This is a genomic window from Methylobacterium sp. JK268 (assembly GCF_054052225.1).
Genome location: NZ_JBSVZN010000022.1, coordinates 93538 through 117495, shown reverse-complemented (window position 1 = coordinate 117495; position 23958 = coordinate 93538). Strand labels below are relative to the sequence as shown.

Here is a 23958-nt window from a genome sequence, read left to right as displayed (position 1 = left end):
CGGGGACCCCGCGTCCCGGCGGTCCCCGCCGGCGGGCGCGCGCGCCGCCGGGCGGCCGACCGCACCACATTCGACCGTAGCATGCGCCCCGTGGCGAGCGCGTGGCAAGCCCGCAACATTCTGGTGGCGCCTTGGCCGTGCGGGCCGGCTTCCGGTTGACGGAGGGACGCCTTGCGGGACGTCTCGCGGCGTCCGAGCGGTCCGCTCCGCTCGCCTTGCGGGCCTTCGGGGGCATTCTTATATCGCGTGCGGCGCGGGCACCGCACCGGCCTCCCCGGGGGGCTCGCCGGCTCCCGCCCGCCACAACCGATCTTCGTCACCTCAGCACCATGGGCCGAGCTGCTTCGGGGCTCGGCGGTCTGCTTAAGAAACATCAACGAGGGATCCCACCATGGGTAAAGTCATCGGCATCGACCTTGGCACCACGAACAGCTGCGTGGCCGTGATGGAAGGCACGCAGCCCAAGGTCATCGAGAACGCGGAAGGCGCGCGGACCACGCCGTCGATCGTCGCCTTCACGGATGACGGCGAGCGCCTGGTCGGCCAGCCGGCCAAGCGCCAGGCGGTCACCAACCCGTCGCGCACCTTCTTCGCCATCAAGCGCCTCATCGGTCGCACCTACGACGACCCGATGACCCAGAAGGACAAGGGCCTCGTGCCCTACCACATCGTGCGCGCCAGCAACGGCGACGCCTGGGTCGAGGCGGACGGCAAGCAGTACTCGCCCTCGCAGATCTCCGCCTTCACGCTTCAGAAGATGAAGGAGACGGCGGAATCCTACCTGGGCCAGCCGGTCACGCAGGCGGTCATCACGGTCCCGGCCTACTTCAACGACGCCCAGCGCCAGGCCACCAAGGACGCCGGCAAGATCGCCGGCCTCGAGGTGCTGCGCATCATCAACGAGCCGACCGCGGCCGCGCTCGCCTACGGCCTCGACAAGAAGAAGTCCGGCGTCATCGCGGTCTACGACCTCGGCGGCGGCACCTTCGACGTCTCGATCCTGGAGATCGGCGACGGCGTCTTCGAGGTGAAGTCGACGAACGGCGACACCTTCCTGGGCGGCGAGGATTTCGACAACCGGATCGTCGAGTACCTGGCGGCCGAGTTCAAGCGCGAGCAGGGCATCGACCTGACCAAGGACAAGCTCGCCCTGCAGCGCCTGAAGGAGGCGGCCGAGAAGGCCAAGATCGAGCTGTCGGCGGCGACGCAGACCGAGATCAACCTGCCCTACATCACCGCCGACGCGTCCGGGCCGAAGCACCTCGCGCTCAAGCTCAGCCGCGCCAAGTTCGAGTCGCTCGTCGACGACCTGATCCAGCGCACCATCGAGCCCTGCCGCAAGGCGCTCAAGGACGCGGGCGTCTCGGCGAGCGAGATCGACGAGGTGGTGCTGGTCGGCGGCATGACCCGCATGCCGAAGATCCAGGACGTGGTGAAGACCTTCTTCGGCAAGGAGCCCCACAAGGGCGTCAACCCGGACGAGGTCGTGGCGATCGGCGCGGCCGTCCAGGCGGGCGTGCTGCAGGGCGACGTCAAGGACGTGCTGCTCCTCGACGTGACCCCGCTCTCGCTCGGCATCGAGACCCTGGGCGGCGTGTTCACCCGGCTCATCGACCGCAACACCACCATCCCGACCAAGAAGTCGCAGGTCTTCTCGACGGCGGAGGACAACCAGAACGCGGTCACCATCCGGGTCTTCCAGGGTGAGCGCGAGATGGCGGCCGACAACAAGCTGCTCGGCCAGTTCGACCTCGTCGGCATCCCGCCGGCCCCGCGCGGCGTGCCGCAGATCGAGGTGACCTTCGACATCGACGCCAACGGCATCGTCAACGTCACGGCGAAGGACAAGGCGACGGCCAAGGAGCACCAGATCCGCATCCAGGCCTCGGGCGGCCTCTCCGATTCCGAGATCCAGCGGATGGTGCAGGAGGCCGAGGCCAACGCGGCCGAGGACAAGAAGCGCCGGGAACTCGTCGAGGTGAAGAACCAGGGCGAGAGCCTCGTCCACGCCACCGAGAAATCGGTGAAGGAGTACGGCGACAAGGTCTCGGAGGCCGACAAGGCCGGCATCACCACCGCCATCGACGCCCTGCGGCAGGCGCTGGCCGGCGAGGATGTCGAGACCATCAAGGCCCGCACCACGGACCTGATGCAGGCCTCGATGAAGCTCGGCGAGGCGATGTACGCCGCGCAGGGCGGGGCCGAGGGCGGCGCGGCGCCGGGGTCCGAGGGCCACGCCGAGGCCAAGAAGGACGACGTCATCGACGCCGACTTCCAGGAGGTCGACGACAAGGACCACAAGAAGCGGGCCTGACCGCGCCGCATTTGTCGTGGTTCATCTTGGCGAACGCATGAATGTGGCGCGGGAACCCCTCTCCCGAGTGGGAGAGGGGCAGGGGTGAGGGACGGAGGCTTCAGCAAGAAGACGGGACCGAGCCGCTGGCAGCTCAACGGGTCCGTCGCCTTGCGGAAACCGAGCCACCCTCACCCCGACCCCCCTCCCACCCGGGAGAGGGGTTCCCGAGCGCAATCCTGATGGATGAGAGGCCGTCACGGTCCCCGCCGCTCGGACAGCGACGGGGACCGTGCGCCTGTGAGACGGGGCCCACCGGGGTCGGGGACGGGAATGTCGAAGCGCGACTATTACGAGGTGCTGGGCGTCGCCAGGACGGCGAGCGAGGGCGAGCTAAAATCCGCCTTCCGCAAGCTCGCCATGGCCTATCACCCCGACCGCAACCCCGGGGACAAGGACGCCGAGATCAAGTTCAAGGAGGTCAACGAGGCCTACCAGACGCTCTCGGACGGCCAGAAGCGGGCGGCCTACGACCGCTTCGGCCACGCCGCCTTCTCGCAGGGGGCGGGCGGTCCCGGCGGGCCGGGCTTCGGCGCCGATTTCGGCGACTTCATGTCGGACATCTTCGACACCTTCTTCGGGGACGCCCGGGCGGGCGGCGCGCCCGGGCCCGGCGCCCGGAGCGGACGCGCGGGGGGCCGCGAGCGCGGCGCGGACCTGCGCTACAACCTCGAGATCACCCTCGAGGAGGCCTTCACGGGCAAGACCGAGACGATCCGGCTGCCCACCTCCGTCACCTGCGAGGTCTGCGCGGGCTCGGGCGCCAAGGCGGGCTCGAAGCCCCGGGCCTGCCCGACCTGCGGCGGCTACGGGCGCGTGCGGGCGGCGCAGGGCTTCTTCGCCATCGAGCGCACCTGCCCGAACTGCCAGGGCCGCGGCGAGATCATCGACGACCCCTGCGCGGCCTGCGGCGGCGCCGGCCGGGTCACCCGCGAGCGCACGCTCTCGGTCAACGTGCCGGCGGGCGTCGACGACGGCTTGCGCATTCGCCTGGCGGGCGAGGGCGAGTCCGGCCTGCGCGGCGGGCCGGCCGGCGACCTCTACATCTTCCTCTCGATCAAGCCGCACCCGTTCTTCCAGCGCGACGGGGCCGACCTGTTCTGCCGGGTGCCGATCTCCATGGTGACGGCGGCGCTCTCGGGCGAGATCACCGTGCCGGTGATCGACGGCTCCCACACCACCGTGCGCATCCCGGCCGGCACCCAGACCAACAAGCAGTTCCGCCTCAAGGGCAAGGGCATGCCGGTCCTGCGCGCCCGCGACGTCGGCGACCTCTACATCCAGGTCTTCGTCGAGACGCCCCAGAACCTCACCAAGCGCCAGCGCGAGCTGCTGCAGGAATTCGACCAGCACGGCACCCACGCGGACAATCACCCGGAGAGCGCGGGCTTCTTCTCCCGGGTGAAGGAGTTCTTCGACGGGCTGAGCGGCGCCGGACGCGCCTGAGGGCCCTCTCCGTGAACCGGCGGACGCGCCGCGCGTTCTCCCGCGCGGCCGGCGGCGGGATTCTGAAGCCGGCTGAAGGCTTGACGGCAGCGTCCCTTTGGACGACAGCCGTCACGCACCCTCCGCCTGCCTCAAGGGTTCGACCGTCTTGCCCTCGCCCCGCCGCTCCAGCGCGAAAGCCGTCGCCCTGACCCGCGCCCCCCGGCGCGACCTGTTCGAGGACGAGGCGCGGTTCCTGCGCTCCTGGCTGGAGCGGCCCCTGGTCACGGGTGCGGTGACGCCCTCGGGGCGGCTCCTCGCCCGGACCATGGCCTCCTACGTCGACCCGCGGATGACGGGGCCGGTGATCGAGCTCGGGCCGGGCACCGGCCCTGTGACGGACGCGCTGGTGCGCCGGGGCATCGCGCAGGAGCGCCTCGTCCTGGTCGAGTACAACCCGGATTTCTGCGACCTCCTGCACCGCCGCTTTCCCCGCGCGACGATCATCCGGGGCGACGCCTACCGGATCCGCGAGACGCTGCGCGGCGTCGTGGACGAGGCCGCCTGCGCCACCATCTCGAGCCTGCCGCTCTTCACCAAGCCCCTGGAGCAGCGCCTCGACCTGCTGCAGGAGGTGCACGACCTGATGCACCCGAACGCGCCCTTCGTGCAGTTCACCTACGCGGTGGTGCCGCCGATCCCGGCGCGGTCCTCGACCTACACGGCGAGCCGCTCCAACAAGGTCTGGTTGAACCTGCCCCCGGCCCGGGTCTGGGTCTACCGCCGGCCCTGACCGCTCTCCCCGAAGGACGTGGCCGAGGCGGACGGGCGATCGGCGAGACGCAACGGCCCGAGCATCCCTGGCGGGCCTGAGGCGCGGGGGCGTATGCCCGCGCTCCCGCATTTTGGTCGCGATCCTCTGGTTTGAGCGCGGGGCCCGGGCCGACCGGGTTCGTACCGGAGTTCCCCGTGCTGCACCGCATCGCCCTCGCGCTCGCCCTGTCGTCGACCGCCGCGCTCGCCGCGCCTCAGCAGACGCCGGTGCCGGACCGCGCCCTCCTCAAGCAGCACTGCACGGGGGATTACCTGACCTATTGCGGCGACCTGCCCCCGGACGGACCGGAGGTGCAGGCCTGTTTCCGCCAGAACAAGGCGAAGCTCTCGCAGAACTGCCAGTCGGCGATCGCCTCCTACGTGAAGGCCCAGCGCCGGGGCTGAGCCGCGCCGGGCGCCGGAAGGCCGAACCGGCGCTACACCCCTGGCCGGGCGCCCGCGGCGTCAGCGGAGGACGACCCGGAACCCCGCGCGAGACGACGCGACGCGACGGCTTCTCGGCACCGCTGCGGGCCTATGGAGCCGCTGCGCGACGCTTGCGCCGGTGCCCGGATCTCCATGGGTCGACGCTTCGGTCGTCCGGGAGAGCGGGCGCTTGGCGTGTGGCGGTTGCGGTCCGGCGCTTCGGTCCGTGTCGGCGTTCGCCGACCCCTGCGGATCGCCCGCATCGCGCGACCTCCCTCTCGTGTCGCGTCTCAGAAATGTCGTCTAAGTTATTGTCTTAATTTGTAAAGTAACGGAAGTTCGGTCGCGCGTTGCGATATGTCGAATCCGTGACACCGCGCACATCCCGCCGCAAGGCCTTTCGGCCACACTGCGTGAGGATCGGCCACGGGAGGGCCGGATCCGACGGGATCGCCCCGACCTGTCGCGCCGCGGCACTGGCGACCCGCCGCCTCCGCCGCTCCTCTGGACGGCCCCGGAGCAACGCTCGCGGATGAGGCGCGACCCATGACGGATGCATCCCTGTTCCTGAACCTCGGCGGCGCCATGGCGCTCGCCGCGCTCGCCGGGCACGGCATCCGCTGGGCCCTCGACACCTGGGTTCGGCTCGCCCCCGTCGGCTCCGAGGAGCCCGATCCGGTTGAATAGGCGGCGATTGCACGACGAAGGTGTGGGCGGCGGATCCCGCCGCCGGGCGACCGGCCCGGGTCGGAAAATCCCGTCCGCTGAGCCATTTGGCCGAGGGTGTCACCACGCGCGGTGAGGTCGGCCGCCGGGCCCGTCGGCCGCGATCCGGCACCGGTTTCTTCTTCGTGGCCAAGGACTTCGCCTCTTGTCCTCGCGCGCCGGGCGAGGAGCGCCGGGGCGTTTGACGGCGGATCCCCGTCAAGCCTTCCTTCACCAGACCGCGGCAGCGTGGCGGTCAAGTGGCGTGGCCCGATGGGCCGCGGATCGGACCGCGGCGGATCCGGGCAAACCGGACGGCGCGGGGGGGCAGGCGGGACCGGACACGACATGGCAGGATCCACGAACGGTGAGGCCGGCGCCGCGGCCGGCCTCCTGCGGCTCGCGGCGGTGGCGGGCGTCGCCCTCCTGACGGCCAATTGCGCCGGGACCCCGCAGCCGACCGCCACGGCGTCGGCCCGCGGCGGCCGGCAGGTCGATCCGAAATACGGCGTCGTCGCGAGCCCGCGGCTCTACGGCGAGAACGACCCGATCCCGAAGGGCGGCGGCCGCGCCATGGTGGGCAAGCCCTACGTGGTCGCCGGCCACACCTACGTGCCCCGCGAGAACCCCCATGGCTACGTCCGCGAGGGGCTCGCTTCCTGGTACGGCACTGCCTTCCACGGCCGCCAGACCGCCAACGGCGAGGTCTTCGACCGCTTCTCGGTGGCAGCCGCCCACCCGACCCTGCCGCTGCCGAGCTACGCGCGGGTCACCAACCTCGCCAACGGCCACTCGATGGTGGTCCGGGTGAACGATCGCGGCCCCTACCACGAGGGCCGGCTGATGGACGTCTCGGAGCGCGTGGCCGAGGCGCTGGAATTCCACCGCCGCGGCACCACCAAGGTGCGGGTCGAGTATCTCGGCAAGGCCTCGGTCGCGGGCAGCGACGACCGCAAGCTGATGGCGACCCTGCGCACCGACGGGCAGCCCGCGGGCAGCCCCTACGGCGCCAACCTGATGGTGGCCGATGCGGGCGAGGCGGCGACGCCGCTGGCGTTCCGGCGGCCCGAGCCCGAGCCGGAGCCGGTCCGCCCGATCGTGGAGCGCCCGCGGGTCGCGCCGCTGCCCGCGCCGGTCCAGGTGGCCGAGGCGCCGCCGCGTCCCGCCGCCGCGCCCCTGCGGATGGCCTCCGCCGCACCGGTGCGCGCCGCCGTCGCCCTGCGGCCCGCCCTCCCGCCGCAGCCGGTGCAGCACCCTATGCCCCTGCGCCTCGCTGCGGCGGAGCCCGCTCGCGGACCCGCACCGCGCCCCCTCCCGGCCGCGATGCGCCCGGCGGCCGCCGCCAAGGACCGCGACGCCCTCGCGCAGGCGATGCTCGCCGCCTCGCGCACCGCGCCGGGCGCCAAGGGGGCGGCGCATCCGGGGCCGCTGCCGCTGACCTCGCCCCTGCCGCTCACCGGCGCGCGCCCGCTGCCCCCGGGCCGGCCCGGCGGCGAGCGCAGCCAGACCGCGCGCCTCGACGGCGCCGATCCGGCCGACCGCAAGGGCAGGGCGGCCCGCGCCCGCATGGCCGACATGCTCTGAGGGCGGCGCAGCCGCGGGACACCGCATGGCGGGATGGGCGTTCCGCCGCAATTGCTCCGGTCCGGCCGTAGCGGCAGAGTGGCGCCGGGTCCGGGTGAGTGGAACGGTGTGCGCATGAGGCTGACGGCAGGACGGGCGGGCGGCGCGGTGGCGCGGCTCGCGATGGGGCTGGCGCTCGCGGCGGGCGTGGCGACGGCGGCCCTGGCCCAGGGCTTCCAGAGCCAGGCGCCGCACGCGATCCTCCTCGACGCGGATTCCGGCTCCGTCCTCTACGAGAAGGCCGCCGACGAGCCCTTCTCGCCCGCCAGCATGGCCAAGCTGATGACCGTCGAGGTGATCTTCGACGAGATGCGCAAGGGCCGCCTCAATCAGGACAGCGAGTTCCCGATCAGCGAGAACGCCTGGAAGCACGGCGGGGCGGGCGGGGGCGGCTCCTCGATGTTCGCCCAGGTCAACAGCAAGGTGAAGCTGCCCGACCTCCTGCGCGGCATCATCGTGCAGTCGGGCAACGACGCGGCCATCGCGGCCGCCGAGGCGATCGGCGGCACCGAGGACAATTTCGCGCAAATCATGAACCGGCACGCCCGCGAGATCGGGCTGACCCGCTCCACCTTCCGCAACCCGACCGGCTACTCGGCCCCGGACCAGAAGGTGACGGCCCGCGACCTCGCCCGGCTCGCCGTCCACCTGATCGAGACCTATCCGGAGGAGTACAAGCTGTTCTCCGAGCGCGAGTTCACCTGGAACAAGATCCGCCAGCAGAACCGCAACCCGCTCCTGACCATGGATATCGGCGCGGACGGGCTGAAGACCGGCTACCTCGAGGAATCCGGCTACGGCCTGACCGGCTCGGCGGTGCAGAACGGCCAGCGGCTGATCCTGGTGGTGAGCGGCCTCAAGAAGGCCCAGGAGCGGGCGGCCGAGGCCCGCAAGCTCCTCGACTGGGGCTTCCGGGCCTTCGAGGCGCGGCAGGTCTTCGCGCCCGGCGAGACGGTGGCGGAGATCGACACCTACGGCGGCGAGAAGGGCAAGGTCGCGCTGGTGGCCAGGAAGCCGGTGCGGGTGCTGATGCCCCGCGGCTCGGTCGACCGGCTCACCGCCCGGGTCGTCTACCAGGGACCCCTCAAGGCGCCGATCGAGGCGGGCCGCGAGGTGGCGCGCCTGAGGATCACCCGCGGCGAGCAGCAGGTGGCGGACATGCCCCTCTACACCGCCGAGGGCGTCGGCACCGGCACGATGAGCCAGCGCGCCCTCGACGCCGCCCTGGAGGTCGGGACCGGCTGGGTGCGCGACGCCTTCGCCAAGCTCACGAACCGCTCGTGAGCGGAGGCCGGGGGCCGGGCGTGTTCATCACGCTCGAGGGCGGGGAGGGCGCGGGGAAATCGACCCAGGTGGCGCGGCTCGCCGACCTGCTGCGCCGGGGCGACCGGGAGGTGGTCACCACCCGCGAGCCCGGCGGCTCGCCGCGGGCCGAGCGGATCCGCACCGCGCTGCTCGCGGGCGCCGCCAAGGACCACGGGCCCTTCGCGGAGGCGCTGCTGTTCTCGGCCGCGCGCCTCGACCACCTCGCCACGCTGATCCGGCCCGCGCTCGCCCGCGGCGCCGTGGTGCTGTGCGACCGGTTCGCGGATTCGACCCGGGCCTACCAGGGCGCGGCGGGCGGCATCGACCCGGACAGCCTCGCGGCCCTGGAGCGGGTCGTGGTCGGGCCGACGCGGCCGGACCTGACGCTCATCCTCGACCTGCCGCCGGAGATCGGCCTCGCCCGCGCCCGCCGCCGCGAGCGGGGGGCGCAGGACCGGTTCGAGGCCGAGGCGCTGTCCTTCCACCAGCGCCTTCGCGAGGTGTTCCGGGCCATCGCCGCCGCGGAGCCGGAGCGCTGCGCCCTGGTCGACGCCACCGGCGATCCCGACACGGTGGCGGCCGCGATCCGCGCCGTCGTCGCCGGGCGCCTGCCGCACCTGCTCCCGGAGCTCGGCCATGCCGCCTGAGGTCGAGGACGATGTCGAACCCGGCGAGATCCGGGGCCTGCCCCGCCCGCGTGCGCAAGGCGTCCTGATCGGCCAGGAACCGGCCGAGCGCGCCTTCCGCGACGCGATCGGCGCGGGGCGCCTGCACCACGCCTGGCTGCTGGGCGGCCCGCGCGGGATCGGCAAGGCGACGCTCGCCTACCGGGTGGCGCGCCACCTCCTCGCCCGCGGGGCCGGGCAGGGCGTGCCGGAGACGCTCGCCATCGCGGAGACGCATCCGGCCTTCCGGCAGGTCGCGACGCTGGCGCACCCGAATCTCGTGGTGCTGCGCCGCCAGCGGACGCCCGGCGCCAAGACCATTCCGACTCAGATCACCGTCGAGGCGGCGCGGCGCGCGCTCCACCTCTTCGCCGAGACCTCGGCCGACGCGGGCTACCGGATCTGCATCGTCGACTGCGCCGAGGAGCTGAACCTCGCCAGCGCCAACGCGCTCCTCAAGCTGATCGAGGAGCCGCCGCCGCGCTCGCTGTTCCTGATCGTCAGCCACGCCCCCGGCCGGCTCCTGCCGACCATCCGCTCCCGCTGCCGCCGCCTCGCCCTGCGGCCCTTGAGCGAGGCGGACGTGGTGCGGGTGCTGCGCGGACTCGGCGACTCCTTCGCGGCGCAGGACCCGGAGGTGCTGGCCCGGGCGGCGGCGCTCAGCGAGGGTTCGGTGGCCCGCGCGGTCGGCCTCCTCGATCCGGCGACGCTCGCTCTCGTCGGCGAGGTCGAGGCGCTGCTCGCCGCGCCGGACTGGCGCCGGGTGCTGGCGCTCGCCGAACGCCTGAGCGGCCGCGAGGCGGAAGCGCTCTACGAGACCGCCCTCGACACGGCGCAGCGCCACCTCGCCGCCGAGATCGGCCGGCGCCTCGGCGAGCCGCCTGCGCGCTTGGCGGCTTTGGCCGAGGCGAGCGAGCGCATCGCCCGCGCCGCCCGCGAGGCCGCCACCTACAATCTCGATCGCCGCCCGGTGATCCTGTCGCTGTTCGAGGAAGTCGCGGGGGCGCGGTGAGCGAGGCCAATCCCCCGTCGGAGGCCGTCGTCGGCCTCTACCGGCGTCACGCGCGGGCCTGGGCCGAGCGGCGCGGGCGATCCTCCGGGCAGCCGATCATGGAGGCTGCCTGGCTCGGCCGCTTCCTGCAGCTCATGCCCGCCGGGCCGCGCGTGCTCGATGTCGGCTGCGGAAGCGGCGAGCCCATCGCGGACTTTCTCGTCGGGCAGCAATGCCGCGTGACCGGGATCGATGCCGCTCCCGAGCTGATCGCTCTCTGCCGCGCGCGACGGCCCGATCAGGCATGGCACGTCGGCGATATGCGGGCGATGGCGCTCGGTGCCAGCTTCGACGGCATCATCGCCTGGAACAGCCTCTTCCACCTGTCCCACGCGGATCAGCGACGGATGGTCCCGATCCTCCGCGCCCATGCAGCGCCGGGTGCGGCGCTGATGTTCACGAGCGGCCCGTCCCACGGGGAGGCGATCGGCCGCTTCGGCGGCGAGCCGCTCTACCACGCCAGTCTCGACGGCGACGAGTACCGGGCGCTGCTCGACCGGAACGGCTTCGACGTGCTGGCGCACGCGGTCGAGGACCCGGCCTGCGGCGGCCACACGATCTGGCTTGCCCGGCGCCGATAGAGCCGCCCGGTCCGACCTACGTGGAGCTGGTTCGCCGCACACGATGCCGCGGCGTGCGCAGAACCCGCCGAACCGCCCTACGACGCTGGCCTGCGCAGCAGCACCCCGAACCCCTCCGCCGCGTCGCCCACGAAGCGCACCCCCTCCTGCTCCAGGGCCGCCCGGATCGCCCCGAGGGTGCGGGCACGAGGGGCCACCTGCTCGCTCTCGATCATGTTCAGCGTGACCACCGAGACCGCGGCCCGGGCCGCGAGGACGGATTGCGTCCAGCGCAGCAGGCCGCGGCCGGCCCGGATCTGCGCCGGGGTGATGCGGGGTTCGTCCATGGCTGCCAGATGGGGCAAACTGAAAGATTCTTCAAGTTCTGCGTTGACACGGCCGCGGTTCGCCCGTATCCACCCGGCCATCGGCCTGCCGGGCCGGTGATCGAAGGTTATCGCTCCCTCCGGACGTCCGCGGTCGCGAGCCGCGGGGGCGAAACGCCCAGTCCACCTTTGATCGGTCATGACCGGCAGGCCCCGTCGCCGGCGCGGGCCGGAGGCACTCGGTTATCGCCTGCAACGCGCCAACCACCGAGGGCCATCTCACGACCGCGCCACCCTGGGGTCCCTCGCGGACGGAGAACGGCATGAACGAGCACGACCTGATCGTCGCCTTCGCCCGTCCGCTCGGGCGCCCAGGGCGACCGATGCCGGCCTGTCGACGCAGCCGCGACGGCTGAGGTCCAGGTAGGCCACACCCCTCCCACAGTATCTGTCCGATCGGGCCCGTGCGGGCCGAACGGAGACGGTTCCCTGGGTCGAGCGCCGCGCGGTTCGCCGCGCGGAGGAGCGGGTTCGATCCCCGCCGGGCCGCGAGGTCCGGAGCTCATACCGTTTCCGAGCCCATGCCCGCACGACCCGATCCGCGTCTCGACGGCCGCGCGGGCCGGAGAGGGAAGGTTATCTTTTGCCAAAAGGGAGGTCGCGGGTTCGAGTCCCGCCGGGCCGCGAGGCCCGTAGCTCAGTCGGCAGAGCGCCAAGACCTTTCCTCATCTCATGACCGCGCGGCCCGCACGGGCCGGCAGGCGAAGGTTATCGGCGAATCCGGGGATGCGGGTGCAAGACCCGCCGGGCCGCGAGGCCCGTAGCTCAACGGCAGAGCTCCGGACAGGACACCTTCTCCGACCTCCACGACCGTGCGGCGCGCGCCGTCCCTGACCGATCCCGATCGTCTTCGGCCCCGCCGCCATCGCGCGGGCCGGAGCCGCCCGGCGCCTGCGGGCTTGCCCCGCATGCGCCACCGCACCGCCGCGGCGCGCGTCCGGGAGCAGGCTCCCGAACGGCCCCGGCCACCCGAAGAGGAGCGAGCGATGTTCGATTACGCCAAGCTGTTCTCGCTCCGGCGCACGCCGCAGTCGGAGCCCATTCCCCGCACCGTGCCGAATTCGGCCGGCGGGCACGCCTTCCCGGTCGACGACTGGACGCGGCTCGACCGCTTCCTGGTGCTCGGCGCGGAGGGCGGCTCCTACTACGCGGGCGAGCGGGCGCTCACCCGCGAGAACGCGGGCGCGGTGCTGCGCTGCCTGAAGGCGGATGGCGCGCGGGCGGTGGAGACCATCGTGGCGGTGAGCGCGGGAGGCCGGGCGCCCAAGCAGGACCCGGCGATCTTCGCGCTGGCCCTGGCGGCGGGCGCCGAGGACCTCGCGGTCCGGCGCGCGGCGCTCGCGGCCCTGCCGCGTGTCTGCCGGACGGGCACGCACCTGTTCCAGTTCGCCGAGGCCGTCGGGGCGACCCGCGGCTGGGGCCGTTCGCTGCGGCGGGCGGTGGCGCGCTGGTACGAGGACAAGCCCCTCGACGTGCTCGCCTACCAGGCCGTGAAGTATCGGTCGCGGAACGGCTGGTCGCACCGCGACCTGCTGCGGCTCGCCCATCCGGAGGCCGGGGAGGCGGACCGGGCCGCCCTGTTCGAGTGGATCTGCCGCGGCACGCTCGCGGCGGATCTGCCGCCCCTGGTGCACGGCTTCGCGGCCGTGCAGCGGGAGGGCGTGGACGGCGCGGCGGCGGCGCAGCTCGTGCGCTCGCACGGCCTGCCCTGGGAGGCGCTGCCGACCGAGCTTCTGCGGAGCCGGGCGGTGAACGAGGCGCTGGTCGAGGGCATGCCGATCGGCGCCCTGGTGCGCCAGCTCGGGCGGCTCACCGCCGCGGGGGTGCTCGCGCCCTTCTCCGAGGGGACCGAGCGGGTGCGCGCGGCGCTGTCGGACCGGGAGCGGATCCTCAAGGCCCGCCTGCACCCGATGGCGCTGCTCATCGCGCTCCGGACCTACGCGTCCGGGCGGGGTGAGCGGGGGAAGCTGACCTGGGAGCCGGTCGGGACGATCGTGGAGGCGCTCAACGCGGCGTTCTACACGGCGTTCCGGGCGGTGACGCCCACGGGCCGGCGGCTCGTCCTCGCCCTCGACGTGTCGGGCTCCATGAGCGTGGGGTCGGTGGCCGGGTCGCCGCTCACGCCCCGCGAGGCCGCCGCCGCGATGGCGCTCGTCACCGCGGCGACGGAGGAGCACTGGCAGGTGGTCGGCTTCACGGCCGGTCCCTCCGGGCGCGGCACGGGGCTGACGCCGCTGCCGTTCGGGCCGTCGCTGCGGCTCGACGCGGCGGTGGCGGCCACCGCGGACCTGCCCTTCGGTCCCACCGACTGCGCCCTGCCGATGCTCTGGGCGCTGGAGCGCGGGATCCGGGCCGACGCCTTCGTGGTCTACACGGACTCGGAGACGTGGGCGGGGGATGTGCACCCGGTCGAGGCCCTGCGCCGCTACCGGGAGCACACCGGCATCCCGGCGAAGCTGGTGGTCGTGGGGCTCGTCTCCAACGGCTTCAGCATCGCGGACCCGGAGGATGCCGGCATGCTCGACGTGGTCGGCTTCGACACGGCAGCGCCGGCGCTGATCGCGGACTTCCTCCGGTAGTTCCGGGGCGGGCGGCTCCCTCGCGGGGGCCGCCCGCCTCATGAGGAGCCGGTTCGCGGGGCGGTGCCACGTCTTGCAGGTTCACATCCAACTCTCCCCCCTTTTCCGGGCGCATGCAGCGCCAGCGGAATGCGACCCGGAAACCAGCGCAAGACTCCGCGAAGCGTCCGCTCTTCAACACCGTCGCTGGCATGCGGAGCCGCTTCGCGGCGATTCATCATCTGGTTTCCGGATCTCCTTCCGCTGGCGCTGCAGTCGTCCGGAAAAGGGGGCGTGTGATAGAGCGCGGGTCTCACGGTTTCATCCGCCGGGGGCCGCTGCGCCGCTGCAAACTCACCGCCGCGGCACGAAGGGGTGCGTGCTGGAGAGCCCGCCATCCACCGCCAGCGCCTGCCCGTTCACGTAGGAGGCTGCCTCGCTCGCCAGGAACAGGGCGGCGGCCGCGACCTCCTCCGGCTGGCCCGCCCGCCGCAGCGGGTTGAGCTGCCCGATCCGGTCCTCGCGGCCCCGGGCGCGGGCGGCCGTGAACAGCCCGGCGGTCATGCCCGTCTCGATCAGGCCGGGGCAGACCGCGTTCACCCGAACCCCGGTGCCGGCGAGCGCGTCGGCGGCCGTCTGGACGAGGCTGATCACGCCGGCCTTGCTGGCGCTGTAGGCGGCGCCCGCCGCGTTCGCCCTCAAGCCCGCCACCGAGGCCGTGCAGACGATGGCGCCGCCCCCGTGCCGGATCAGGGCCGGCGCCCCGTGCTTCACGGCGAGGAAGGCGCCGATCAGGTTGACCCGCAGCACCTCCTCCCACAGCGCGACCTCCTGCTCCAGGAGCGGGATCGCGCCCCCGGAGATCCCCGCATTGGCGAAGATCGCGTCGAGCCGGCCGAACTCCCGCTCCGCCGCGGCGATCATCGCGACCACGTCCGGTTCGCGCCCCGCATCGGCGGTCAGGGCCAGCGCCCGGCCGCCCTCGGCGCCGATGGCGGCGGCGGTCTCCGCGACGGCCTGCGCGGCCCGGTCGACCGCCGCAACGGCGGCGCCTTCCCGGGCGAAGAGGAGGGCGGCGGCGCGGCCGATGCCGCTCCCCGCGCCGGTGACGATCACGGCCTTGCCGTCGAAGCGGTGCATCGGAGCGCCCCTCACGCGACCGTGTAGCCGCCGTCGATCACCGTGACCTGGCCCGTCACGTAGGCGGAGGCCTCGCTGGCGAGGTAGACCGCGATGCCGCCGAAATCCGCCGGGCGCCCGTAGCGGCGCAGGGGGATGCGGGGGAGGGTGTTGGCCACGAACTTCTCGTTGCTCATCAGGCCGGCCGTCATCTCGCTCTCGATCCAGCCCGGCAGGATGGCGTTCGCGGTGATGCCGTAGCGGGCGAGTTCGACCGCCAGCGCCCGCACCATCGCGTTCAGCGCCCCCTTGGTGGCCCCGTAATGCTCGTTGCGCGCGGCGCCGAGCAGCGAGGCGACGCTCGACGTGGCGATGAGCCGCCCATAGGCGTCGCCGGCCTCCGCCCGCGCGGCCATGTGCCGGGCCGCCTGCTGGAACACCTGCACCACCCCGTCGAGATTGACCGCGAAGGTGCGCCGCCACTCCGCCGGGTCCCGCTCCAGGAAGGAGCGCCGGCCGCCGCCCGCCACGCCCGCATTGGCGAAGACCGCGTCGACGCGCCCGAACCGCGCCAGCGTCGCCGCGAAGGCCGCTTCGACCGCCTCCGGCTCCGCCACGTCGCAGCGATAGGCCTCGGCCGTCGCGCCCGCGGCGGCGAGCCGCGCGACGGCGGCCCGGTTCTTGGCCTCGTCGCGGCCCCAGATCGCCACCGCGGCCCCGGCCCCGGCCAGCGCCTCCGCCATGCCGAGCCCGATACCGCCATTGCCGCCGGTGACCAGGGCGACCCGCCCGGTGAGATCGAAGAGGCCGGCCATGGATGTCCTCCCGTCGGCGCCCGGTTTCGGGCTTCCGTCTTGCTGCGTTGATCCAACCTCGCGGAAACAAGCCAAACCGGCAAGTCCGCCTTTCGAAAAGACGGTATGGTCGTGCGCCCTGTCCTGCATGCGGAGCGGGCGGCGCTCGCGAGCGCTGGCGAAAGGGCATTCGGACGGCTTGCCTCGGGACGTCATCCTGCTCCATCTGTTCCTTGGCGAGGAGGCGTGCGGCGATGCACGACGAGGTCGATTCGAGCCCGGTCCACGCGGCTCTCCTGGAAGAGGTGCGGCAGGAGGAGTTGCGGGCGGGGGAGAGCCCGGAGAAGGTCAGCTTCCCGGCGCCGCCGGCCCTCGTCGCGGCGGCCAAGCGGCAGACCGGCGTGACCTCGACGGCGGATTTGGGGCTCCTTGCCCTGGCCCTGCTCGCGCGGCCGGATCCGGTTGCCGCGATCCTGAAGCGGCGGCGCGGCCGACTCGGTCGAGACCACAGGCTTGACGTTTGACCTTCGCGGTTCTCTGCGGCGCAGGAAGCCCGATCGCCGCCGCAAGAGGCTGACGCCGCGGCCGGTCGCCGCCATCCCGTCGGTGGCGACGCTCGAAGGCGAACCGCGGCCGATCCTGCCGGAGACCCGATTCGTCGTTTTCGAGCCCTAAGCCCCGCGCATGCCACGCCCGCCCGGGCGGCGCTTGCAACGGGCGGTCGCGCGCCAGATCTCTTGGCACTCAAGGGGCCACGCCAACCACGGGAGCCCGGGATGCCGCCCTTCTCCGTCCTCGACCTTGCTCCGATCCCCCTCGGATCGACACCCGGCGAGGCCCTGCGCAACAGCCTCGACCTCGCCCGCGCCGCGGAGCGGCTGGGCTACACCCGCTACTGGCTCGCCGAGCACCACAACATGACCGGGATCGCCAGCGCGGCGACCTCCGTGGTGATCGCCCACGTGGCGGCCGGGACGCAGCGCATCCGGGTCGGGGCAGGGGGCGTGATGCTGCCCAACCACTCGCCCCTCGTCATCGCCGAGCAGTTCGGCACGCTCGCCGCCCTACATCCGGGCCGGATCGACCTCGGCCTCGGCCGGGCGCCCGGCACCGACGGGCGGACCCTGCGGGCCCTGCGCCGCGATCCGGCCGCCTCCGACAGCTTCCCGCAGGACGTGCTGGAACTGCAGGCGCTGCTCGGGCCGGTGCAGCCCGGCCAGGTGGTGCAGGCGGTGCCCGGCGCCGGCACGCAGGTGCCGCTGTGGATCCTCGGCTCCAGCCTGTTCGGGGCGCAGCTCGCCGCCATGCTGGGCCTGCCCTTCGCCTTCGCGTCGCATTTCGCGCCCGACGCCCTGGACCAGGCCCTGGAGATCTACCGCGCCCGTTTCGAGCCCTCGGCGCAGCTGGACCGCCCTCACGCGATGGTCGGGGTCAACGTGATCGCGGCCGAGACGGATGCGGAGGCGCGCCGCCTCTTCACCTCGGCCCAGCAATCCTTCACGAACCTGTTCCGCGGCACCCGCGGCCAGTTGCTGCCGCCGATCGACGACATCGAGACCTACTGGACACCCGCCGAGAAGGCGCAGGCCTCGCGCATGCTCGCCTGCTCCTTCGTCGGCTCCCGGGAGACGGTGCGGGCGGGCCTGCGGGACTTCCTCGACCGGACGAAGGCCGACGAGATCATGGTCGCGGCCGCGATCCACGACCACCGCGCCCGGGTGCGCTCCTACGAGATCCTGGCAGAGCTGCGGGAGGACGTGCGGGTGGCGGAGCCGGCGCTGGCGTGATGCGAGGGCGGCGCCTCAGGCGGAGGCCTCCCCCTTCGCCGCGGCCCTGAGGACGTCCTCGGTCCATTGCGCGAGGCTCTTCGCGGCGCTGGCGGCGGCCCGGGCGGCCTCGGCATGGACGGCCGGGTCGATGCGGACCATGAGCTTGCCGGAGAACGCCTTCTCGGGCTGCTTGCCGATCCTCGCACAGGTCTCGACGGTGTCGTCGACCGCATCGTGGGAGGCCCGTATCAGATCCGGGCCGTTTCGGCGTGGAAGCCCACGATGGCGTTGATGCCGGTGAGGTGCCCCACGAGGGCTTCGTTCTCGGCGCTGAACTGCACGTTCGCAACGAAGCCTTTGTAGCTCAGTGTGTTGTTCATGGTTTCACACCGATCTAGCTGAGGAACGAACGGCGTACGTCTGCAAGGTGGCGCCTAACAGTCTGAGGGTCAATGTCGGCACGTTTCGCGGAGGTCTCCCGGGCGCCCTTCGTTGACCCGACCGGCCCCACTCCCTAGGGTGCCGGCTTCACCCTTCCCGCCCGCCCGCGCCCGTCCGGGGCTCTCGAGACACCATGCCCGCTCCGCTTCGCATCGACCCCGCCCTCCTCGACGCCGCCGCGACCTCCGCGGCCTGGCCCTTCGAGGAAGCGCGCAAGCTCGTCGCCCGGCTGGAGCGGAGCCCGAAAGCCGAGGTGCTGTTCGAGACCGGCTACGGCCCCTCGGGCCTGCCGCATATCGGCACCTTCGGGGAGGTCGCGCGCACCTCCATGGTGCGCCACGCCTTCCGGGTGCTGACCCGCGACGCGGTGCCGACGCGGCTGCTGGCCTTCTCGGACGACATGGACGGGCTGCGCAAGGTGCCCGACAACGTGCCGAACCGCGAGATGATGGCGAGCCATCTCGGCAAGCCCCTGTCGCGGATCCCGGACCCGTTCTCGAACGAATATCCGTCCTTCGGGGCGGCCAACAACGCGCGCCTGCGCGCCTTCCTCGACAGCTTCGGCTTCGACTACGAGTTCGCCTCGGCGACCGACTACTACACGTCGGGCCGGTTCGACGCGGTGCTGCTGCGGGTGCTGGAGCGCTACGACGCCGTGATGGCGGTGATGCTGCCGTCGCTGCGCGCCGAGCGCTCGGCCTCCTACTCGCCCTTCCTGCCCCTCCACCCGGTCACCGGCCACGTGATGCAGGTGCCGATCGACGCGGTGAATGTCGGAAACGGCACCATCGTGTGGCGCGACCCCGCCACGGGCGAGGCGTACGAGACCCCGGTGACCGGCGGCCACGCCAAGCTGCAGTGGAAGCCCGACTGGGCCATGCGCTGGGTGGCGCTCGGCGTCGATTACGAGATGGCCGGCAAGGACCTGATCGACTCGGTCAAGCTCTCGGGCCAGATCGCCCGCGTGCTCGGGGCCGAGCCGCCCGAGGGCTTCAACTACGAGCTCTTCCTCGACGAGAAGGGCCAGAAGATCTCGAAGTCGAAGGGCAACGGGCTCACCATCGACGCGTGGCTGGCCTACGGCACGCCCGAGAGCCTCGCGCTGTTCATGTACAACAAGCCGCGCGAGGCCAAGCGCCTGCACTTCGACGTGATCCCGCGCCACGTGGACGATTACCTCTCCTTCCTGGAGAAGTTTCCGAGCCAGGAGCCGAAGCTGCAGCTCGGCAACCCGGTCTGGCACCTGCACGCGGGCGAACCACCGGCGCCGGAGCTGGTGGGCGGCGGCAGCGCGATCACCTTCGCGATGCTGCTCAACCTCGTGGCCGTAGCGAACACCGAGGACCCCTCGGTGCTGTGGGGCTTCATCCGCCGCTACGCGCCGGACGCCTCGCCGCAGACCCATCCGCGCCTCGACCGGCTGGTCCACCACGCGGTGCGCTACTTCCGGGACTTCTTGCGCCCGGAGAAGCAGTACCGGCTGCCCGATGCCGAGGCCGCGGCGGCGCTCGCGGACCTGTCGGAGACGCTCGGCGCGCATGCGGGCTCCACCGACCCGGAGGCGCTGCAGGCGGCGGTCTACGAGGTCGGGCGGCGCCACTACCCGGACCTGTCCGGCAAGGCGAAGAGCCCGGACGGGCGGCCCGGCGTGGCCCAGACCTGGTTCACCACGCTCTACGGCACGCTCCTCGGCGAGGCCCGCGGCCCGCGCTTCGGCTCCTTCGTGGCGCTCTACGGCGTGGCCGAGACCCGGGCGCTGATCGCCCGCGCGCTGTCGGGCGACCTCGCGGCCGAGCACGCCGCCTTCCTGGAGAGCCGGGCGCCGAAGGCCGCCGAGTAGGCGCGACGGGGGCCGGCCCGTCCGGACCGGCCGCCGTCGCCGCGATCCCGGCGGATCAGCGGGCGGGCGCGGCCTCGGGCGCGAGTCCGGGCAGGGCGGCCTCCGCGCGCGCCTCCGCCGGCTCGGGCGCGGCCTCCATCTCGCCCTGCCACTTCGCCACCGCCGCGGTGGCGAGCCCGTTGCCGAGCACGTTGGTGACGGTGCGGCCCATGTCGAGGATCTGGTCGATGCCTATGATCAGCAGGATGCCGGCCGCGGGCAGGCCGAACATCGGCACCGAGGCGGCGACCACCACCAGCGAGGCGCGCGGGACGCCGGCGATGCCCTTGCTCGTCACCATCATGACCAGCAGCATCATGACCTGATCGGTGAAGCCGAGGGGGATGCCGAAGGCCTGGGCGATGAACAGGGCGGCGAGCGCCTGGTACATCATCGAGCCGTCGAGGTTGAACGAGTAGCCGAGCGGCAGCACGAAGCCGGTGACGCGGGGGCGGACCCCGAACCGCTCCAGCACCTCGACGGTGCGCGGGAAGGCGGCCTCGCTGCTCGCCGTCGAGAAGGCGACGATCATCGGCGCGCGCAGGAGCCGCAGCAGCCGCAGCGTGTCCCGCCCGAGCACCAGCCAGCCGGCCCCGATCAGCAGCGCCCAGAGCACCGCGAGGCCCGCGTAGAAACTCGCGATGAACTTGCCGTAATCGACCAGCACGCCGAGGCCCTGGACGGTGATCACCGCGGCGATCGCCGCGAAGACCGCGATCGGCGCGAGCCGCATCACCGCGTCGGTGACCCGGAACATCACCCGGGCGAGTCCGTCGAGGAGGTGCACCATCGGCGCGGCGTGGTGCCGGTCGAGGGCGCTGAGGCCGAAGCCGAAGAAGACCGAGAAGACCAGGATCTGCAGCACCTCGTTGCCGGCCATCGCCGAGACGATGCTGGTGGGCACGACGTGGGCCAGGAAGTCGTGCAGGTTGAGCGAGGCGGCCTTCAGGCCCGTCTGCGCGCCCGCGTCCGGCAGGGGGAGCGCGAGGCCGGCGCCCGGCTGGAACAGGTTGGCGGCGAGAAGCCCGAGGCTCAGCGACACCAGCGAGGCGGTGACGAACCAGCCCATCGCCAGGGCCGCGACGCGGCCGACCGAGCGGGTGTCGCCGAAGCTCGCGATGCCGCCGACGATGGTGGCGAAGACGAGCGGCGCGATGATCATCTTGATCAGGCGCAGGAAGATCTCGGTGACGAGGGTGAAATGCGCGGCGAGCGCCTTGGCCTCGGCGGGGCCGGCCGCCTGCCCGTGCAGGACGGCGCCGGCCAGGATGCCGAGCAGGAGCCCGGCACCGGTGTAGAGGGTGAGCCGGCCCGAATGGCCGCCCGCAGGGGCGTGAGTCATCGCGTGTCCTCCCGTGACGTGGTTGGGTATCGAGGGGGCGGGACCCGGCCGCTGGCGTGGCGGCGCGGGTCCCGGGTTCGGGTTCAGGCCGCCGTGACCGGGCGGTCGAGGGCCTGCGGGCGGGTCAGCCGCTCGGGGCGCAGCACCGCGTCGAGCTGGGCGCGGGGCATCAGGCCCTTCTCCAGCACGAGCTCGTAGACGCCCCGCCCGGTGGCGTGGGCCTCCACCGCCACCGCGGTGGCGTTGCGGTAGCCGATATAGGGGTTGAGCGCGGTGACGAGGCCGATCGAGGCCTCGACGTCAGCGCGCAGCCGCTCGCGGTTCGCCGTGATGCCGCGCACGCAGTTCACGTCGAGGGTCCGGCAGGCCGCCTCCAGGTGCGCGAGGCTGCGGAACAGGCTGTAGGCGATCACCGGCTCGAAGGCGTTGAGCTGGAGCTGCCCGGCCTCGGCCGCGAAGGTGATGGTGACGTCGTTGCCGATCACCTCGAAGGCGACCTGGTTCACCACCTCGGGGATCACCGGGTTGACCTTGCCGGGCATGATCGAGGAGCCCGCCTGCCGGGCCGGCAGGTTGATCTCGTTGAAGCCCGCCCGCGGCCCGGAGGAGAGCAGGCGCAGGTCGTTGCAGGTCTTCGAGAGCTTGACCGCCACCCGCTTGAGCACGCCGGAGAGCTGCACGAAGGCGCCGCAATCCTGGGTCGCCTCGACGAGGTCCTCGGCCGTGACGAGGGGCACGCCGACGATGGCGGAGAGGTGCTCGCGCACCAGCCCCGCATAGGCCGGGTGCGCGGTGATGCCGGTGCCGATCGCGGTGGCGCCGAGGTTGATCTCGCGGATCAGCAGAGCCGCCTCGCCGAGCCGGGCCTCGTCCTCCGCGAGCATGCGGGCGTAGGTGCCGAATTCCTGGCCGAGCGTCATCGGCACCGCGTCCTGGAGCTGGGTGCGGCCCATCTTGAGGATGTCGGCGAACTCCGCCGCCTTGGCCTCGAAGCTCCCCCGCAGGGCCGCCATGGCGGCGAGCAGGCGCCGGATCGCCCCGGTCGCCGCGATCTTCAGCGCGGTCGGGTACACGTCGTTGGTGCTCTGCCCCAGGTTGACGTGCTCGTTGGGGTGGAGCTGCGCGTAGGCGCCGCGCGGGTGGCCGAGGATCTCCAGCGCCCGGTTGGCGATCACCTCGTTGGCGTTCATGTTGGTGGAGGTGCCGGCCCCGCCCTGGATCAGATCGACCACGAACTGGTCGTGGAGCGCCCCGCCGCGGATCTCCTCGCAGGCCGCCACGATCGCGTCGCGTCGCGCGGCGTCGAGGAGGCCGAGCTCGTGGTTGGCGCGCGCCGCCGCCTGCTTGATCGCCGCGAGCGCGCCGATCAGGTCCGGGCAGGACGCCAGCACGGTGCCGGTGATCGGAAAATTCTCGACCGCGCGCAGGGTGTGGACGCCGTAATAGGCCCCCGCCGGCACCTCTCGGTCGCCCAGGAGATCGTGCTCGGTGCGGGTGGGGGCGGTCGGACGGGTCACGGCGGATCTCCTTGCGGGTCGCGACGATCCGGCGCCCGGCCGCGCACGCGGCCGAGCGGGGGCGCCCGCGGCGGAGCGCCGTTCCGGATCAAGGGGTTGAGGCCGATGAGGGCCGCCGTCCCCGGGCGGAGAGGCGGCCCGGCTCACCGGGCGGGCTCTCGATAGACCCGGCGCCGAGAGCGCGCCAATGCCGAGTCGGACCGCGGTTATTCCGATCCGGAATAGTTATCCGTGGCCTCCCCGGCCGCGTCCCAGACGAGGTCGAGGAAGGGGCGGTTCCGCTCGGCGCTGCGGTAGAGCCGGATCTCCATCGGCATCTCGGCGCTCACGACGGTCAGCGCCCCGGCGGCGACCTCGCCCGCGACGAGGCTGCGCGGCAGCCACGCCACGCCGTGGCCGCCGAGCGCCATGGTGCGCAGGGCCTCGGCCAGGGAGTTCTCGTTGATGTGCACGGGGTGAGTCGCGGGCGCGCCCGCCTGGGCCTGGGCGATCCCGGCGAGCCGCCCGAGGAAGGAGCCGCGGAAGTACTGGAGCAGGGGCAGGCGTCCCTCCGCGTCGGGCCGCAGCCCGCGGGGGGACGCCACGGCCACGAGGCTGTCGCGGCCGATCACCCGGAAGGCGTGGCGGGTGGGGTCGAGGGGGATCGGGATGCCGGGGTGGTGGTAGGTTAGCAGCAGGTCGTAGCCGCCCTCGACCAGGGCCTGGACGCAGATGTTGAAGTTCTCCGGCAGGACGCGGCTGCTGACCGGCCCGACGACCTCCTGGATCCGCGCGAGCCAGCCGGGCAGGACGGAGAGGCAGAGGGAGTGCAGGGCGGTGATCGCCACGACCGGCAGGCTCGACCCGGTGCCGCGGCTGCGGAACTCCGCGCGGCTGACGGTCATGAGCCGCAGCACCTCCTCGGCGGTCTCCAGGAACTGCCGCCCGTCCGCCGTCAGCGTGATCGGGTAGGCGCTGCGGTCGATCAGGATGGTCCCGAGCCAGACCTCCAGCGACCGGATGCGCCGGCTGAAAGCCGACTGGGTGACGTGCCGGATCTCGGCCGCGCGCGAGAAGCTGCGCGTCTCGGCGAGACTGAGGAAATCCTCAATCCACTTCAGCTCCATAGCGGCGACTCGCGGTGCTCCCGGGTTGCGGGGATCCTACGATAGCCGGGGTTTCCGATGTCGTGCGCCGCGCGCGCCGGGGGGTGACTTACGATGAAGACTGGAGTCCGGCGGCATCCGA

The 23958-nt window shown here is 72.8% G+C and carries 22 protein-coding genes and 1 tRNA gene; 15 read left to right on the top strand and 8 right to left on the bottom strand.

The features are described 5' to 3' along the window. The first annotated feature begins 391 nt into the window (after positions 1-391). The 10 genes from dnaK (at position 392) to ACW9J6_RS22130 (ending at position 10947) form a co-directional block, all read left to right on the top strand. Positions 392-2314 carry a molecular chaperone DnaK gene (dnaK, locus tag ACW9J6_RS22175; protein ID WP_457118679.1) on the top strand — a complete coding sequence of 641 codons (1923 nt, stop codon included), beginning with the start codon at positions 392-394 and terminating at the stop codon, positions 2312-2314. 312 nt (positions 2315-2626) lie between these two features. Continuing rightward, on the top strand, positions 2627-3799 hold the full coding sequence (gene dnaJ / locus ACW9J6_RS22170; RefSeq protein WP_457118678.1) for a molecular chaperone DnaJ: 1173 nt from the start codon (positions 2627-2629) through the stop codon (positions 3797-3799). A 148-nt stretch (positions 3800-3947) separates the two neighbouring features. Beyond that, on the top strand, positions 3948-4571 hold the full coding sequence (locus ACW9J6_RS22165) for a class I SAM-dependent methyltransferase (RefSeq protein WP_457118677.1): 624 nt from the start codon (positions 3948-3950) through the stop codon (positions 4569-4571). 176 nt (positions 4572-4747) lie between these two features. Beyond that, positions 4748-4996, top strand: a complete 249-nt coding sequence (locus tag ACW9J6_RS22160; protein ID WP_457118676.1) for a hypothetical protein — start codon at positions 4748-4750, stop codon at positions 4994-4996. A gap of 567 nt (positions 4997-5563) precedes the next feature. Further along, positions 5564-5704: a hypothetical protein gene (locus ACW9J6_RS22155; protein ID WP_457118675.1), complete on the top strand. Its 141-nt coding sequence runs from the start codon at positions 5564-5566 to the stop codon at positions 5702-5704. 366 nt (positions 5705-6070) lie between these two features. Beyond that, on the top strand, positions 6071-7306 hold the full coding sequence (locus ACW9J6_RS22150) for a septal ring lytic transglycosylase RlpA family protein (RefSeq protein WP_457118674.1): 1236 nt from the start codon (positions 6071-6073) through the stop codon (positions 7304-7306). Between the two features lie 114 nt (positions 7307-7420). After that, the gene (locus tag ACW9J6_RS22145) at positions 7421-8629 is read left to right on the top strand and encodes a D-alanyl-D-alanine carboxypeptidase family protein (protein WP_457118673.1); all 1209 of its coding nucleotides are present in this window, start codon (positions 7421-7423) and stop codon (positions 8627-8629) included. Beyond that, the gene (tmk, locus tag ACW9J6_RS22140; protein ID WP_457118672.1) at positions 8626-9297 is read left to right on the top strand and encodes a dTMP kinase; all 672 of its coding nucleotides are present in this window, start codon (positions 8626-8628) and stop codon (positions 9295-9297) included. Before ACW9J6_RS22145 ends, tmk begins: the two co-directional genes overlap by 4 nt. Next, complete coding sequence (locus ACW9J6_RS22135) at positions 9287-10327, top strand: DNA polymerase III subunit delta' (protein WP_457118671.1); 1041 nt, start codon at positions 9287-9289, stop codon at positions 10325-10327. The genes tmk and ACW9J6_RS22135 overlap by 11 nt, the downstream gene beginning before the upstream one ends. Continuing rightward, entirely contained in the window at positions 10324-10947 is a 624-nt protein-coding gene (locus tag ACW9J6_RS22130) for a class I SAM-dependent methyltransferase (protein WP_457118670.1), read from the top strand. The genes ACW9J6_RS22135 and ACW9J6_RS22130 overlap by 4 nt, the downstream gene beginning before the upstream one ends. A gap of 77 nt (positions 10948-11024) precedes the next feature. Here ACW9J6_RS22130 and ACW9J6_RS22125 read toward each other — a convergent pair whose 3' ends face one another. Continuing rightward, positions 11025-11273 carry a helix-turn-helix domain-containing protein gene (locus ACW9J6_RS22125; protein ID WP_457118669.1) on the bottom strand — a complete coding sequence of 83 codons (249 nt, stop codon included), beginning with the start codon at positions 11271-11273 and terminating at the stop codon, positions 11025-11027. A 596-nt stretch (positions 11274-11869) separates the two neighbouring features. Between ACW9J6_RS22125 and ACW9J6_RS22120 the strand changes: the two genes are divergently transcribed. Both ACW9J6_RS22120 and ACW9J6_RS22115 read left to right on the top strand, forming a co-directional pair. Next, positions 11870-11938: transfer RNA gene (locus ACW9J6_RS22120), tRNA-Ser, on the top strand. 360 nt (positions 11939-12298) lie between these two features. After that, the gene (locus ACW9J6_RS22115) at positions 12299-13891 is read left to right on the top strand and encodes a TROVE domain-containing protein (protein WP_457118668.1); all 1593 of its coding nucleotides are present in this window, start codon (positions 12299-12301) and stop codon (positions 13889-13891) included. Between the two features lie 333 nt (positions 13892-14224). On the opposite strand, the gene ACW9J6_RS22110 is transcribed toward ACW9J6_RS22115, so the two are convergent. Together ACW9J6_RS22110 and ACW9J6_RS22105 are read right to left on the bottom strand one after the other, a co-directional pair. After that, positions 14225-15010, bottom strand: coding sequence for an SDR family NAD(P)-dependent oxidoreductase (locus ACW9J6_RS22110; RefSeq protein WP_457118667.1), 786 nt, complete (start codon positions 15008-15010; stop codon positions 14225-14227). Between the two features lie 11 nt (positions 15011-15021). Next, entirely contained in the window at positions 15022-15804 is a 783-nt protein-coding gene (locus tag ACW9J6_RS22105; RefSeq protein WP_457118666.1) for an SDR family NAD(P)-dependent oxidoreductase, read from the bottom strand. A 233-nt stretch (positions 15805-16037) separates the two neighbouring features. On the opposite strand from ACW9J6_RS22105, the gene ACW9J6_RS22100 reads away from it, so the two are divergent. Together ACW9J6_RS22100 and ACW9J6_RS22095 are read left to right on the top strand one after the other, a co-directional pair. Beyond that, entirely contained in the window at positions 16038-16307 is a 270-nt protein-coding gene (locus ACW9J6_RS22100; RefSeq protein WP_457118665.1) for a hypothetical protein, read from the top strand. Between the two features lie 252 nt (positions 16308-16559). Beyond that, positions 16560-17570 (top strand): LLM class flavin-dependent oxidoreductase, encoded by a 1011-nt coding sequence (locus ACW9J6_RS22095; RefSeq protein ID WP_457118664.1) that lies wholly within the window; start codon positions 16560-16562, stop codon positions 17568-17570. 15 nt (positions 17571-17585) lie between these two features. On the opposite strand, the gene ACW9J6_RS22090 is transcribed toward ACW9J6_RS22095, so the two are convergent. Both ACW9J6_RS22090 and ACW9J6_RS22085 read right to left on the bottom strand, forming a co-directional pair. Then, entirely contained in the window at positions 17586-17711 is a 126-nt protein-coding gene (locus ACW9J6_RS22090; protein ID WP_457118663.1) for a toxin-antitoxin system HicB family antitoxin, read from the bottom strand. Between the two features lie 89 nt (positions 17712-17800). Further along, positions 17801-17932, bottom strand: coding sequence for a hypothetical protein (locus ACW9J6_RS22085; protein ID WP_457118662.1), 132 nt, complete (start codon positions 17930-17932; stop codon positions 17801-17803). A gap of 194 nt (positions 17933-18126) precedes the next feature. Between ACW9J6_RS22085 and ACW9J6_RS22080 the strand changes: the two genes are divergently transcribed. Continuing rightward, the gene (locus ACW9J6_RS22080) at positions 18127-19833 is read left to right on the top strand and encodes a lysine--tRNA ligase (RefSeq protein WP_457118661.1); all 1707 of its coding nucleotides are present in this window, start codon (positions 18127-18129) and stop codon (positions 19831-19833) included. 55 nt (positions 19834-19888) lie between these two features. Here the strand turns inward: ACW9J6_RS22080 and ACW9J6_RS22075 are convergent, their stop codons facing one another. The 3 genes from ACW9J6_RS22075 to ACW9J6_RS22065 form a co-directional block, all read right to left on the bottom strand. Further along, positions 19889-21214 (bottom strand): dicarboxylate/amino acid:cation symporter, encoded by a 1326-nt coding sequence (locus ACW9J6_RS22075; RefSeq protein ID WP_457118660.1) that lies wholly within the window; start codon positions 21212-21214, stop codon positions 19889-19891. Between the two features lie 83 nt (positions 21215-21297). Continuing rightward, on the bottom strand, positions 21298-22731 hold the full coding sequence (gene aspA, locus ACW9J6_RS22070; RefSeq protein ID WP_457118659.1) for an aspartate ammonia-lyase: 1434 nt from the start codon (positions 22729-22731) through the stop codon (positions 21298-21300). 206 nt (positions 22732-22937) lie between these two features. Continuing rightward, on the bottom strand, positions 22938-23837 hold the full coding sequence (locus ACW9J6_RS22065) for a LysR family transcriptional regulator (RefSeq protein ID WP_457118658.1): 900 nt from the start codon (positions 23835-23837) through the stop codon (positions 22938-22940). Positions 23838-23958: the final 121 nt, after the last annotated feature.